The following is a 12660-nucleotide window of genomic DNA, read 5'->3' on the forward strand; positions in this document are numbered from 1 at the left end:
CATGGCGCGATCCGTCATACGCTGACCCAGGCGCACTGGCCCGGCTCCATCTCCAGCCGCACGGGGGCGCCGCGCGACAGGCCGGCGGCGCCATGTTGCTCCACCAGCAGTTCGCGTCCTTGCCAGGCGACGCGCAGGCGGGTGAGGTTGCCCATGAATGTCATGTCCTGCACGCGGCCGGGTCCGTGCGCGTCCGCGGCAATGCGCAGATTTTCTGGCCGCAGGCAGGCTTCGAAGCGCTCGCTGGCGCCCTCGGGCCGCGTCGCCAACAGCTGAGGCATGACCTCGCGCACCCAATCGGTGGGCAGCAGATTGCTCAAGCCCACGAAGTTCGCCACGAAACGTGTGCGCGGCCGCAGGTACAGATCGGAAGGCGAGCCCACCTGTTCGATGCGCCCATCGTTCATACAGACGATTTTGTCGGCCAGCGTCAGCGCCTCCTCCTGATCGTGCGTCACCATCACCGTCGGGATCTTCAGGCGCCGTTGCACGTCGTGGATCTCGGCACGCATGTCGGTGCGTACGCGCGCATCCAGCGCGGACAGGGGTTCGTCCAGCAGGATCAGCGCCGGATCCACCGCCAGCGCGCGGGCCAGCGCCACGCGCTGCTGCTGGCCGCCAGACAGCTGGTACGGATAGCGCTCCGCATAGTCGGGAAGCTTGATCAGCGTCAGCAGATCCTTCACGCGAGCGGCGATGCGTTCGCGCGGTTCGCCGCGGATGCGCAGGCCGTAGCCCACGTTTTCCGCCACGGTCATGTTGGGGAACAATGAGTACGACTGGAACACGATGCCGAAGCCGCGTTTGCGCGCCGGCAGCGCGCTCAGGTCGCGTCCGCCCAGCGTGATGGTGCCGCGGTCGAAGGGCAGCAGGCCCGCCACGATGCGCAGCAGCGTGGTCTTGCCGCAGCCGCTGGGGCCGAGCAGGCAGACGAATTCATGCTCGCCCACGGACAGGTCGATGTCTTGCAGCGCTACCGACGCATCGAACGTCTTGCGTATCCCGCGTAATTCCAGATACATGGCGTCTCCAGGACAGGCGGCGGCCGGTATATCACCGGCCGCCGACCCGTCAACGCTTGATGGTTTCCTGCCAGGTCTTGATGGTGGCGTCCCGTTCCACGGCTGACTTGGGGAAGTCCACGGGATACAGCACGGCGGTCAGGTCCTTGGGCAGGCCGGCGGCTTCGGCGGCCTTGTTGGGCGCGGCGCCGGGGATGGTCACCAGTTCCTTGTACTTGCTGTATAGGCCGCCTGCCTGCGCCGAAAGCGTCCAGTCGAGGAAGCGTTTGGCATCGGTGGGATTCTTGGCCGTCTTCATCAGGCCCGAGGCTTCCAGCTCGTAGCCCACCCATTTGGACGGGATCACCATCTTGATGGGGAAGCCTTCTTCGATGGACTGCATGGCGGGGAAGGCGAAGGACACGCCGATCGCGTATTCGCCGGCGCGGGCCATCTTGCAGGGGCGCGAGCCCGATGGCGTGTACTGCGCCACGTTCTTGTCCAGGTCCTTGAGCAGTGCCCAGCCCTTTTCCTTGCCCATGCCTTGCAGCAGCGCAACGATCTGCAGATAGCCGGTGCCCGACGCCGCGGGGCTGGGGATAACGATCTCGCCCTTGTAGACCGGCTTGGTCAGGTCTTCCCAGGACGTAGGCATGGGCAGGTTCTTGGACTTGAGCCGGTCCGTGTTGACACAGAATGCGGCCACGTAGCCGGTGGCCGCGAACCACTTCTGGTCGGCGCCCTTGTACTGCGCGGGCAGGGCGTCCATGCCCTTGGCCGCATAGGGCTCCAGCAGGTTTTGCAGGCGCGGGTCCAGCATGTTGCTTACGGCGAAGCCCCAGATCACGTCCTGCTGCGGGTTGGAGGCCTCGGCGATCAGGCGGGCGCCCAGATCGCCGGTGGACAGCCGCAGCACATTGACCTTCACGTCCGGCATGGCGGCGTTGGCGGCTTTCAGGTAGGCCGCGATCTCATCTTCTTCGAGGGCGGTGTAGACGGTGATGGCGCCGGCATGAGCCTGCGTCCAACCTAGGGAAATTACTGCAACCACAAGGCTAAGCTTCTTCATACATTGCATGATGGGACTCCGGTTGGAATACACGGCAACGGTGGCGAGCTACGTAGGCGGGCAGTCTTCTGCAACAAATCCGGCAAGTTGCAGTTTTATGTATGTTTGCAAATTTGTGGCAACGTGTCTAGACTGGAAAAACCTGTATTCAAGGGTTTTTTTGGCGTAGGCGCATCCTCCCGCGCCACGCCTGGAGCTCATCGATGCAAACTTCACCGCCGTTATCCACGCAGCAGCTGGCCGCGTACTCCTCGTTCGCCCAGACGCTGGCGGACCGTGTGCGTCCCTTGTCGCGCAAGTGGTTCCGGCATCCGCTGGACATCGACACCAAGGCCGACGAAAGCCCGGTCACGCAGGCGGACAGAGAAGTCGAGACCGCCTTGCGCGTAGCGATTGCCCAGCACTATCCCGACCATGGCATCTTTGGTGAAGAGTTCGGCGCCTCGCATGCCGAAGCCGAATTCGTGTGGTCGTTGGACCCCATCGACGGCACGCGCGCCTTCATTTCCGGCAACCCGCTGTGGGGCACGCTGCTGGCGCTGCTGCACCAAGGCAAACCCGTGCTCGGCGTGATCGACATCCCCATGCTGGACGAGCGCTGGGTTGGCGCTGTCGGCGCATCCGCGCAGTTGAATGGCGTTGCCTGCCGGACCAGCGCCTGCGCCGAATTGCGCCAGGCCATTCTGTACGCCACCTCGCCCGACATCTTTGCCGGCGCGGAACTGGCCGCCTTCGAGGCGCTGACGCAGGCCGCGCGCATGCGCCGCTACGGCGGCGATTGCTATAGCTATGGCCTTCTGGCCAGCGGACATGTCGACCTGGTGGTCGAGTCCGGCCTGCAACCGTATGACTATCTGGCGCTGATGCCCGTGATTGAAGGGGCTGGCGGCGTCATTACCGATTGGTCGGGGCAGCCGCTCAGTCTCGAATCGCAGGGCCGCGTCGTCGCGGCCGCCACGCCGCAGCTGCATCGCCAGGCGATGCGGGTGCTGGGGGCGGCCATGACCTGAACGCCGCGCCGCCCGCCCGCAGGTCAACGCAACGCTTCAGCCACAAGGTGAATAAGCATGCATGCACTAGGGGTAGCAACGGTGGAAGACGCGGAGCGGCTGGTGCAAGCCAGCCAGCTCTCGCACATCAAGGTAGGTTTGTCCGACGTCGATGGCGTCATGCTGGGCAAATACTTGCGGCGCGACAAATTCCTGGGCGCGCTGCGCTCGGGACTGGCGTTTTGCGATGTGGTGTTCGGCTGGGATCTGGACGATCAGCTCTACGACAACACCAAGTACACGGGTTGGCATACGGCCTATCCCGACGCCAAGCTCAGGATCATTCCGCAAAGCGGCCGCCGGCTGCCGCTGGAGCAGGGGCCGGGCGGCGAAGACATGCTGCTGTTCCTGGCGGAATTCGAGGGCGACGCCGGCGCCATCTGTCCGCGGCGGCTGCTGCACCGGACCCTGGACCGCGCCGCGGACATGGGCTACGACGTCTACGCCGCGCTCGAGTATGAATTCTTCATGTTCCGTGAAACGCCGCACTCGGTGCGCGCGAAGAACTACCGCAACATGGAGAACTGGACCCCGGGAAATTTTGGCTACTCCGTTCTGCGCAGCACCGTCGAAGGCGACTTCTACCGCAAGCTGCTGGACATGTGCGAACGCATGGACATGCCCATCGAGGGCCTGCACACCGAGACCGGACCGGGCGTGCTGGAAGCCGCCCTGGCGGTGGACCTGGCCGCGGCCGCGGGCGACAAGGCCTTCCTCTTCAAGACCTTCACCAAGGCCCTGGCGCAGCAGAACGGGCTGATGGCGACCTTCATGGCGAAGTGGTCGCATGATCATCCCGGCCAGAGCGGCCACATCCATCTGTCGCTGCGCGACCGGAAAACCAACCGCTCCGCCTTCTACGACGAATCCCGGCCGCACGGCATGAGCGCGACGCAAACTTCCTTCATGGCCGGCGTCCAGCGCTACCTCCCGGAATTCATGGCCATGTATGCGCAGACCATCAACAGCTACTCACGTCTGGTGCCCGGATACTGGGCGCCGTTGGACGCCACGTGGGGCATGGAGAACCGCACCACCGCGTTGCGGTTGATCCCGGGCAGCGACAAATCGCAGCGCGTCGAGGTGCGCATCGGGTCGGCTGACGCCAACCCCTATCTGGCCTTGTCCGCCGCCCTGGCTTCGGGCCTGTATGGCATCGAGCAGGGGCTCGAACCCGAGCCGATGGTGCAGGGCAATGCCTATACGCAGAAGTTTCCAGCGCATCTGCGCCTGCCCACCACGCTATGGGAATCCGCGCAGCGCCTGCGCGAGTCCGAGGCCGCGCGCCATCTGTTCGGCGACGCCTTCGTCGAACACTACGCGGCCACGCGCGAATGGGAAGAGCGGCAGTTCCGGCGCCACGTGACCGATTGGGAACTGGCGCGCTACTTCGAAATCATCTGAATCCAAACCCAACCGCTTGCGCAGGGCAGACATGACCCAGGAACTCATCACCATCAGTCCCATCGACGGGCGCGAGGTCGTGCGCCGTCCCTATGCCAGCGAGGCGCGGATCGCGCAGGCGCTTGCCGATGCCCAGGCCGCGCAAGCCGCGTGGCAGGCGCTGGGCGTGGAGGCGCGGGGGCGCATCGTGTCTACGGCCGTCGACCGCTTCGTCGCCGCGAAGGAAGAGATTGCGCACGCCATCACCATCCAGATGGGGCGGCCGTTGCGCTACACGCCGGGAGAGGTGGCAGGCTTCGAGGCGCGCGCGCGCCACATGATCGCCATCGCTGGCCAGGCGCTGGCGCCCATTCAGGTACCGGAGCAAACCGGTTTCACGCGTTTCATCAGCCGCGAGCCGATAGGCGTCGCGCTGACGATAGCGCCCTGGAACTACCCGCTGTTGACGGCGGTGAACAGCATCGTCCCCGCGCTGATGGCGGGCAATACCGTCATTCTCAAGCATTCCGACCAGACGCCCTTGTGCGCTGAGTTCATCGAACGTGCGTTCCGCGAAGCCGGGGCGCCCAAGGGCGTGTTCCAGTATCTGCACGCCAACCACGATATCGTGCACAGGCTGATCCGCGCGCCCGAGATCGGCTACGTTTCATTCACCGGCTCCGTACGCGGCGGGCATGCCGTGGAAGAGAGCGCGGCGGGGCGTTTCATCGGCGCCGGCCTGGAGCTTGGCGGCAATGATCCGGCCTATGTGCGGGCCGATGCCAGGATCGAACACGCGGTCGAGACCCTGGTGGACGGCGCATTTTTCAATTCGGGCCAGTCCTGCTGCGGCATTCAGCGCATCTATGTGGCGCGCGTCCGGTACGACGAATTTATCGAGCGTGCCGTCGAACTGACGCGCAGCTATGTGTTGGGGAACCCGCTGCACGCCGAAACGACATTGGGCCCGGTCGTGCGCGCGAAGGCTGCCGCCGAGATACGCGGAATCATCGATGAAGCAGTTTCCGCCGGTGCCAAGAATATGATTGATAGCTCGCATTTTAAGGAAGCGAGCATAGGCTCGCCTTATGTTGCGCCGGCCTTGCTGACGCAGGTCGATCATCGCATGCGCATCATGAGCGATGAATGCTTCGGACCCGCAGTGGGCATCATGGCGGTCGACAGCGACGAAGAAGCCATAGCCCTGATGAACGACAGCCCGTATGGCCTGACGGCAGCGGCTTTTACGCAAGACCAGGACGCGGCCCTGCATATCGGCCGGCAGGTCCGAACTGGCACGTTCTTCATGAACCGCTGCGACTACCTGGATCCCGCGCTGGCCTGGACCGGCGTCAAGAATTCCGGCCGCGGCGTGTCCCTGTCAGTGGTCGGCTACGAACAGCTCACGCAAGCCAAATCCTTTCATCTGCGCAGCGTCTGACGCGACGCCTTCAGGAAGCGAACATGACCGTGCCCAGCGTTAATTGGAACTACCCCACTGCCATCAAGGCCGGCCCCGGCCGCATCAAGGAGCTGCCCGAACTGTGCCGCGGACTCGGCATGAAGCGCCCGTTGCTCGTGACGGACCCCGGACTGGCCGCCTTGCCCATGGTGGCGGGCGCCATCCAAGCCTGCCGTGACGCCGGCCTGGCATGCGGCCTGTTCCACGAAATCAAAGGCAACCCCACCGGCCGCAACGTCGACGACGGCGTACGCGCATACAAGCAAGGCGGCCACGACGGCGTGATCGCATTCGGCGGCGGTTCCGCGCTGGATGCCGCCAAAGCCATCGCGTTGATGGCGGGACAGACGCGGCCCCTGTGGGATTTCGAGGACATCGGCGACAACTACCTGCGCGTCGATGTGGCAGGCATGGCGCCGGTGGTGGCCGTGCCGACCACCGCAGGCACGGGTTCGGAAGTCGGGCGCGCCTCCGTCATCACCGATGAGGCGGCTGAAGTGAAGCGCATCATCTTTCATGCGCGCATGCTGCCCTCAGTCGTCATTCTGGACCCCGAGCTGACGGTTGGCCTGCCACCGAAGATCACGGCGGCGACGGGCATGGACGCGCTGTCGCACAACCTGGAGGCCTACTGTTCGCCGTTCTTTCATCCCATGGCGGCGGGCATTGCGATCGAGGGCATGCGCCTGATAAAGGAATACTTACCGCAGGCGGTAGCCAATGGCGGCGATCTGCAGGCCCGGCTGCAGATGCTGGTGGCTTCCAGCATGGGCGCGACGGCGTTCCAACGCGGACTGGGCGCCATGCATGCGCTGGCGCACCCGTTGGGCGCGCTGTACGACGCGCACCACGGCATGCTCAACGCCATCCTCATGCCGTACGTGCTGAAAGCCAATCAGCACGCGGTGGCGCCGCGCCTGCAAGCGCTGGCGCGCTACCTGGACTTGCCGGATTCCGGCCCGGCAGCGGTGCTGGATTGGGTGCTGAGCCTGCGCGAGACGCTGGGCATCCCGCACACCCTGGCGGAAATTGGTATCGACGAGGCCCAGGCGGAGCGGGTAGGGCGCATGGCGGCGGAGGACCCGTCGGCGGGCACCAACCCCGTCAACTACACGTCGGAGCAGTACGCCGATCTTTTTCGTGCAGCAATCCGCGGAAACCTGTAAGCTTCGCCCCCTCTGCGCGGAAACGCAGCGGTGGTTGAAGAAGAATTTTGAATATTTCGTCCGAAGCGTTTGACAGCGGATTTGAAAGTGTTCATAATCTCGAATTCTCCGCTGGAGGAGTGCCCGAGTGGTTAAAGGGGGCAGACTGTAAATCTGTTGGCCTTGCGCCTACGTTGGTTCGAATCCAACCTCCTCCACCAGAGACCCATACCTAAATCCAGGCGCGGTTGGCCTGGATTTAAAATGTAAGGCTCGGAAAGCCGAACGACCTTCGCAAAGAAGGCTGCAAGGTTTTCCAGGGCTTTAGATTGAAAAGGGTTTGGGAAAGAGAAGGTGAAAGGGTATGCCGCGGGTGTAGCTCAATGGTAGAGCAGAAGCCTTCCAAGCTTACGACGAGGGTTCGATTCCCTTCACCCGCTCCAAGATTTTTAAATGCCCATGTGGCTCAGTGGTAGAGCACTCCCTTGGTAAGGGAGAGGTCGCGCGTTCGATCCGCGCCATGGGCACCACAAATTTCGAAGTTCTTTTCTTCAGTCTGAAGCGCAATCCAGGTCAGGAGTCAGCCATGGCAAAAGGCAAGTTTGAACGTACCAAGCCGCACGTGAACGTGGGTACGATTGGTCACGTTGACCACGGCAAAACGACGTTGACGGCCGCTATCACGACCGTTCTGTCGAACAAGTTCGGTGGCGAAGCCAAGGGCTACGACCAGATCGATGCGACTCCTGAAGAAAAGGCTCGCGGCATCACGATCAACACGGCTCACGTCGAGTACGAAACGGCCGCGCGCCACTACGCGCACGTTGACTGCCCGGGCCACGCTGACTATGTGAAGAACATGATCACGGGCGCCGCTCAAATGGACGGCGCGATCCTGGTCGTGTCGGCCGCTGACGGCCCGATGCCGCAGACGCGTGAACACATCCTGCTGTCGCGCCAGGTTGGCGTGCCGTACATCATCGTCTTCCTGAACAAGGCTGACATGGTTGACGACGCCGAGCTGCTCGAGCTGGTGGAAATGGAAGTTCGCGAACTGCTGTCGAAGTATGACTTCCCCGGCGACGACACCCCGATCATCAAGGGTTCGGCCAAGCTGGCGCTGGAAGGCGACAAGGGCGAACTGGGCGAACAAGCCATTATGAATCTGGCTGACGCGCTGGACTCGTACATCCCGACGCCTGAGCGTGCCGTTGACGGCGCGTTCCTGATGCCGGTTGAAGACGTGTTCTCGATCTCGGGTCGCGGCACCGTGGTGACCGGCCGTATCGAACGCGGCATCGTCAAGGTCGGCGAAGAAATCGAAATCGTCGGTATCGTTCCGACGGTCAAGACGACTTGCACCGGCGTGGAAATGTTCCGCAAGCTGCTGGACCAAGGTCAAGCGGGCGACAACGTGGGCATCCTGTTGCGCGGCACCAAGCGTGAAGACGTCCAGCGCGGCCAAGTTCTGGCCAAGCCGGGCTCGATCACCCCGCACACGGACTTCACGTCCGAGGTGTACATTCTGTCCAAGGAAGAAGGCGGCCGTCACACTCCGTTCTTCCAGGGCTATCGTCCCCAGTTCTACTTCCGCACGACGGACGTGACGGGCACGATCGAACTGCCGGCCGACAAGGAAATGGTTCTGCCGGGCGACAACGTGGGGATGACGGTCAAGCTGTTGGCCCCCATCGCCATGGAAGAAGGCCTGCGTTTCGCCATCCGTGAAGGCGGTCGTACCGTCGGCGCCGGCGTCGTCGCCAAGATCCTGAAGTAAGCAATACCCGGATGGGTAGAGTGGACGAAAAGTCCCTCTACCCATTTTTGCCGTAAAAGTGTTATGATGTTTGGCTCCGCGATCGTTTGCGTCGAATAGCTTGATGCTATTTTGAACGATGGTTCCGGAAAGCCAGTGAATGTAGTGCAAGCCAGTAGTGTTTTAGGGGCATAGCTCAATTGGCAGAGCGTCGGTCTCCAAAACCGAAGGTTGTAGGTTCGATTCCTACTGCCCCTGCCACCGCCAGGATAAACCCGCGGGAGATCATCGCGAGTTACGCATTCACGGCGGCTCGCGTCGCAATATGTCTAATACCAGCGTAGAAACCGTAACCAGTACCGCCGACCGGGTGAAGCTCGGGCTGGCGGTTCTTGTCGTTATTGCTGGCATCGTCGGGTTTTCCGTGCTCAGCGCGCAACCGATGCCTGCACGTGTCGGCGTATTTGTCGGCGGCCTCGTGATCGCAGCCGTGATCGCCTGGTTCAGCGAACCCGGCCGCCGCACCCTGAGCTTCGCCAGCGAGTCCTACAACGAAGTCAAGCGGGTCGCGTGGCCCACGCGCAAGGAAACGACCCAGATGACGGGTATCGTTTTCGCGTTTGTGGCGGTCATGGGCCTTTTCATGTGGGTGCTCGACAAGGGCATCGAATGGATTCTCTACGGCCTGCTGTTGGGCTGGAAATAAGGACGGCGAATGAGTAAGCGTTGGTATGTCGTCCATGTGTACTCCGGCATGGAAAAAAGCGTACACAAGGCCCTGAACGAGCGCATCGAGCGCGCGGCCCTGCAAACGTCTTTTGGCCGCATTCTTGTGCCCTCCGAGGAAGTCGTCGAGGTCAAGGGTGGTCAGAAGTCGATCACCGAGCGCCGCATTTTCCCCGGTTATGTCCTGGTTGAAATGGACCTGACCGACGAAACGTGGCACCTGGTCAAGAACACCAACCGCGTCACCGGCTTTTTGGGTGGCTCGGGCAACCGTCCGACCCCGATTTCTGAAAAGGAAGTCGAGAAGATCCTCTCCCAGATGGAAGAGGGTGTCGAGAAGCCCCGCCCCAAGATTCTGTTCGAAGTGGGCGAGATGGTTCGGGTCAAGGAAGGTCCGTTTGCGGACTTCAACGGCAACGTCGAAGAAGTCAACTACGAAAAGAGCAAGGTGCGTGTGTCCGTCACCATTTTTGGTCGCGCCACGCCCGTCGAACTCGATTTCAGTCAGGTCGAAAAGACCTGATTCAACCCCCCGGGGAGCTCCCAGGCTTGAACGCCCAGGAGCGATATAACCCGCAAGGAGCAAAGCATGGCGAAGAAGATCGTCGGCTTTATCAAGCTGCAAGTACCGGCTGGTAAGGCTAACCCCTCCCCCCCGATTGGCCCGGCCCTGGGTCAGCGTGGCCTGAACATCATGGAATTCTGCAAGGCGTTCAACGCCAAGACCCAAGGCATGGAGCCTGGTCTGCCGATTCCCGTGGTGATCACCGCCTTCGCGGACAAGAGCTTCACCTTCATCATGAAGACCCCGCCCGCGACGGTCCTCATCAAGAAGGCTGCCGGCGTGCAAAAGGGTTCGGCCAAGCCGCATACCGACAAGGTCGGCACGCTGACCCGCGCTCAAGCTGAAGAGATCGCCAAGGCCAAGGGCCCCGATCTGACCGCCGCTGATCTGGACGCCGCTGTGCGCACGATCGCTGGCAGCGCCCGCAGCATGGGCATCACGGTTGAGGGGATCTAATCATGGCAAAACTGTCCAAGCGCGCCGCCGCTATTGCGCAGAAGATCGACCGCACCAAGATGTACCCGGTCGCTGAAGCCCTGACCCTGGTCAAGGAAACCGCCGTCGCCAAGTTCAATGAATCCATTGACGTGGCCGTGCAGCTCGGCATCGACCCGAAGAAGTCGGACCAACTGGTCCGCGGCTCGGTCGTTCTGCCCGCCGGCACCGGCAAGTCGGTCCGCGTGGCCGTGTTCGCCCAAGGCGAAAAGGCTGAAGCCGCCAAGGCCGCTGGCGCGGACATCGTCGGTCTGGACGACCTGGCTGACCAGATCAAGGCCGGTCAAATGGACTTCGACGTGGTCATCGCCTCGCCCGACACGATGCGTGTCGTGGGTGCCCTGGGTCAGATCCTGGGCCCCCGTGGCCTGATGCCGAACCCGAAGGTCGGCACCGTGACCCCGGACGTCGCCACCGCTGTCAAGAACGCCAAGGCCGGTCAGGTTCAGTACCGTACCGACAAGGCTGGCATCATCCACGCAACGATCGGCCGCGCGTCGTTCGGCGTGGAACAGCTGCAAACCAACCTGGCCGCTCTGGTCGACGCCCTGCAAAAGGCTCGTCCCGCAGCTGCCAAGGGCATTTACCTGCGCAAGCTGGCCGTCTCGTCCACGATGGGCGGCGGTGCGCGCGTGGAAATTGCCTCGCTGTCGGCCAACTAAGCCGATAGCTGTAAACGTACTTTGGGCTGCATCCGGATTCCTCCGGATGTTGCTGTCAAAGACCGCTGGAGCAGGGTAGTTCAAGCAGTATCGGACTACTCCGCTTAATCCCGAAGCCCGCAAGGTTCGGATCCAGCGTAGACGGCGTCCCCAGGAAGATTTCTTTACACGAAGAACTCGACCAGGCGCCGCATTCGGTTGACGCGCAAGGCTCAGGCCCCAGGCGTCTTTTGATGGAGTGTTCAAACCGTGAGTCTCAATCGTCAAGAGAAAGCGGTGGTGATCGAGGAAGTCTCGGCGGAAGTCGCCAAGGCCCAATCGATTGTTATCGCTGAGTACCGTGGTCTGGACGTCGCCTCTGTCACCGTACTGCGCAAAACTGCGCGTGAATCGGGCGTGTATCTGCGTGTTCTGAAGAACTCGCTGGCCCGTCGTGCTGTTGCCGGCACGGCTTTCGAGCCGTTGGCTGAGCAACTGTCCGGTCCGCTGATCTATGGCATCAGCGCTGATCCGGTTTCGGCGGCCAAGGTCCTCGCAGGTTTCGCGAAAAGCAACGACAAGCTGGTCATCAAGGCGGGCGCTCTGCCCAACAACCTGCTGAACCAAGAAGGCGTGAAGGCCCTGGCCACCATGCCCTCCCGCGAAGAGTTGCTGTCGAAACTGCTGGGCACCATGCAAGCCCCCATCGCGCAATTCGTGCGTACGCTCAACGAAGTTCCGACCAAGTTCGCCCGTGGCCTCGCGGCTGTGCGCGACCAAAAGGCAGCGGCCTAATCGCCCTGCAGTCCGGAATTCGCTGAACGACCGAGCGACACCCAAACCCTGGCATTACCAAAATATTTGGAGTTCTGAAAAATGGCACTTAACAAAGCTGAAATCCTTGACGCCATCGCTGGCATGACCGTGCTCGAGCTGTCCGAGCTGATCAAGGAAATGGAAGAGAAGTTCGGCGTGTCGGCTGCTGCCGCTGCTGTCGCTGTCGCTGCTCCCGCTGCTGGTGGCGCTGCCGCCGCTGCTGAAGAGCAAACCGAGTTCAACGTCGTCCTGCTGGAAGCCGGCGCGAACAAGGTTAGCGTCATCAAGGCCGTGCGCGAGCTGACCGGTCTGGGTCTGAAGGAAGCCAAGGACCTGGTCGACGGCGCTCCGAAGCCCGTCAAGGAAGCTGTGGCCAAGGCTGACGCCGAAGCCGCCAAGAAGAAGCTGGAAGAAGCTGGCGCCAAGGTCGAAGTCAAGTAAGACCTGCGTCAACTTGCCCGGGGACAGCGCAGTTTGCAGTCCCCGGGCTTTTGCGTTTCCAGGAAACCCCTACTGGGGTCATGCCTTTTCAGAGGGGTTTCCTGGAGTCGT

The 12660-nt window shown here is 62.4% G+C and carries 13 protein-coding genes and 4 tRNA genes; 15 read left to right on the forward strand and 2 right to left on the reverse strand.

Features of this window, described 5'->3' with window-relative positions:
* Positions 1–14: 14 nt before the first annotated feature.
* Complete coding sequence (locus FOC84_RS13045; RefSeq protein ID WP_173144787.1) at positions 15–1022, reverse strand: ABC transporter ATP-binding protein; 1008 nt, start codon at positions 1020–1022, stop codon at positions 15–17.
* A gap of 49 nt (positions 1023–1071) precedes the next feature.
* Positions 1072–2079: an ABC transporter substrate-binding protein gene (locus tag FOC84_RS13050; protein WP_173144788.1), complete on the reverse strand. Its 1008-nt coding sequence runs from the start codon at positions 2077–2079 to the stop codon at positions 1072–1074.
* Positions 2080–2273: 194 nt separating this feature from the next.
* Here FOC84_RS13050 and hisN point away from each other — a divergent pair, with 194 nt between their 5' ends.
* The 15 genes from hisN to rplL all read left to right on the forward strand — a co-directional run bounded on the left by hisN (position 2274) and on the right by rplL (position 12549).
* The gene (hisN, locus tag FOC84_RS13055) at positions 2274–3080 is read left to right on the forward strand and encodes a histidinol-phosphatase (RefSeq protein ID WP_173144789.1); all 807 of its coding nucleotides are present in this window, start codon (positions 2274–2276) and stop codon (positions 3078–3080) included.
* 57 nt (positions 3081–3137) lie between these two features.
* Positions 3138–4523: a glutamine synthetase family protein gene (locus tag FOC84_RS13060; RefSeq protein ID WP_173144790.1), complete on the forward strand. Its 1386-nt coding sequence runs from the start codon at positions 3138–3140 to the stop codon at positions 4521–4523.
* A 31-nt stretch (positions 4524–4554) separates the two neighbouring features.
* Positions 4555–5943, forward strand: coding sequence for an aldehyde dehydrogenase family protein (locus tag FOC84_RS13065; protein WP_173144791.1), 1389 nt, complete (start codon positions 4555–4557; stop codon positions 5941–5943).
* 23 nt (positions 5944–5966) lie between these two features.
* Positions 5967–7130 carry an iron-containing alcohol dehydrogenase gene (locus FOC84_RS13070; RefSeq protein ID WP_173144792.1) on the forward strand — a complete coding sequence of 388 codons (1164 nt, stop codon included), beginning with the start codon at positions 5967–5969 and terminating at the stop codon, positions 7128–7130.
* Between the two features lie 113 nt (positions 7131–7243).
* Positions 7244–7330: transfer RNA gene (locus FOC84_RS13075), tRNA-Tyr, on the forward strand.
* 148 nt (positions 7331–7478) lie between these two features.
* Positions 7479–7552, forward strand: a tRNA-Gly gene (locus FOC84_RS13080).
* Positions 7553–7564: 12 nt separating this feature from the next.
* Positions 7565–7639, forward strand: a tRNA-Thr gene (locus FOC84_RS13085).
* Between the two features lie 56 nt (positions 7640–7695).
* Positions 7696–8886, forward strand: a complete 1191-nt coding sequence (gene tuf, locus FOC84_RS13090) for an elongation factor Tu (RefSeq protein WP_173144793.1) — start codon at positions 7696–7698, stop codon at positions 8884–8886.
* A gap of 164 nt (positions 8887–9050) precedes the next feature.
* Positions 9051–9126, forward strand: a tRNA-Trp gene (locus FOC84_RS13095).
* Between the two features lie 64 nt (positions 9127–9190).
* Positions 9191–9571, forward strand: coding sequence for a preprotein translocase subunit SecE (gene secE / locus FOC84_RS13100; protein WP_173144794.1), 381 nt, complete (start codon positions 9191–9193; stop codon positions 9569–9571).
* Positions 9572–9580: 9 nt separating this feature from the next.
* Positions 9581–10114 (forward strand): transcription termination/antitermination protein NusG, encoded by a 534-nt coding sequence (nusG, locus tag FOC84_RS13105; protein WP_056571943.1) that lies wholly within the window; start codon positions 9581–9583, stop codon positions 10112–10114.
* Between the two features lie 66 nt (positions 10115–10180).
* On the forward strand, positions 10181–10612 hold the full coding sequence (gene rplK / locus FOC84_RS13110; RefSeq protein ID WP_006227005.1) for a 50S ribosomal protein L11: 432 nt from the start codon (positions 10181–10183) through the stop codon (positions 10610–10612).
* Positions 10613–10614: 2 nt separating this feature from the next.
* Entirely contained in the window at positions 10615–11313 is a 699-nt protein-coding gene (gene rplA / locus FOC84_RS13115; protein ID WP_173144795.1) for a 50S ribosomal protein L1, read from the forward strand.
* 249 nt (positions 11314–11562) lie between these two features.
* The gene (gene rplJ, locus FOC84_RS13120) at positions 11563–12087 is read left to right on the forward strand and encodes a 50S ribosomal protein L10 (protein ID WP_173144796.1); all 525 of its coding nucleotides are present in this window, start codon (positions 11563–11565) and stop codon (positions 12085–12087) included.
* Positions 12088–12168: 81 nt separating this feature from the next.
* A complete protein-coding gene (rplL, locus tag FOC84_RS13125) occupies positions 12169–12549 on the forward strand; it encodes a 50S ribosomal protein L7/L12 (RefSeq protein ID WP_006216571.1) in 381 nt (126 codons plus the stop codon).
* The last annotated feature ends 111 nt before the right edge of the window (positions 12550–12660 follow it).

Origin of the sequence: Achromobacter pestifer (assembly GCF_013267355.1) — a bacterium.
Taxonomy (GTDB): Bacteria; Pseudomonadota; Gammaproteobacteria; order Burkholderiales; family Burkholderiaceae_B; genus Achromobacter; species Achromobacter pestifer_A.

Bases quoted from the DNA above. Each gene is read 5' to 3' on its own strand.
- FOC84_RS13050 (WP_173144788.1), bottom strand. From the start codon at position 2,079: ATGCAATGTATGAAGAAGCTTAGCCTTGTGGTTGCAGTAATTTCCCTA.
- rplA (WP_173144795.1), top strand. From the start codon at position 10,615: ATGGCAAAACTGTCCAAGCGCGCCGCCGCTATTGCGCAGAAGATCGAC.
- FOC84_RS13060 (WP_173144790.1), top strand. From the start codon at position 3,138: ATGCATGCACTAGGGGTAGCAACGGTGGAAGACGCGGAGCGGCTGGTG.
- nusG (WP_056571943.1), top strand. From the start codon at position 9,581: ATGAGTAAGCGTTGGTATGTCGTCCATGTGTACTCCGGCATGGAAAAA.
- FOC84_RS13065 (WP_173144791.1), top strand. From the start codon at position 4,555: ATGACCCAGGAACTCATCACCATCAGTCCCATCGACGGGCGCGAGGTC.
- secE (WP_173144794.1), top strand. From the start codon at position 9,191: ATGTCTAATACCAGCGTAGAAACCGTAACCAGTACCGCCGACCGGGTG.
- FOC84_RS13045 (WP_173144787.1), bottom strand. From the start codon at position 1,022: ATGTATCTGGAATTACGCGGGATACGCAAGACGTTCGATGCGTCGGTA.
- rplL (WP_006216571.1), top strand. From the start codon at position 12,169: ATGGCACTTAACAAAGCTGAAATCCTTGACGCCATCGCTGGCATGACC.
- hisN (WP_173144789.1), top strand. From the start codon at position 2,274: ATGCAAACTTCACCGCCGTTATCCACGCAGCAGCTGGCCGCGTACTCC.
- FOC84_RS13070 (WP_173144792.1), top strand. From the start codon at position 5,967: ATGACCGTGCCCAGCGTTAATTGGAACTACCCCACTGCCATCAAGGCC.
- tuf (WP_173144793.1), top strand. From the start codon at position 7,696: ATGGCAAAAGGCAAGTTTGAACGTACCAAGCCGCACGTGAACGTGGGT.
- rplK (WP_006227005.1), top strand. From the start codon at position 10,181: ATGGCGAAGAAGATCGTCGGCTTTATCAAGCTGCAAGTACCGGCTGGT.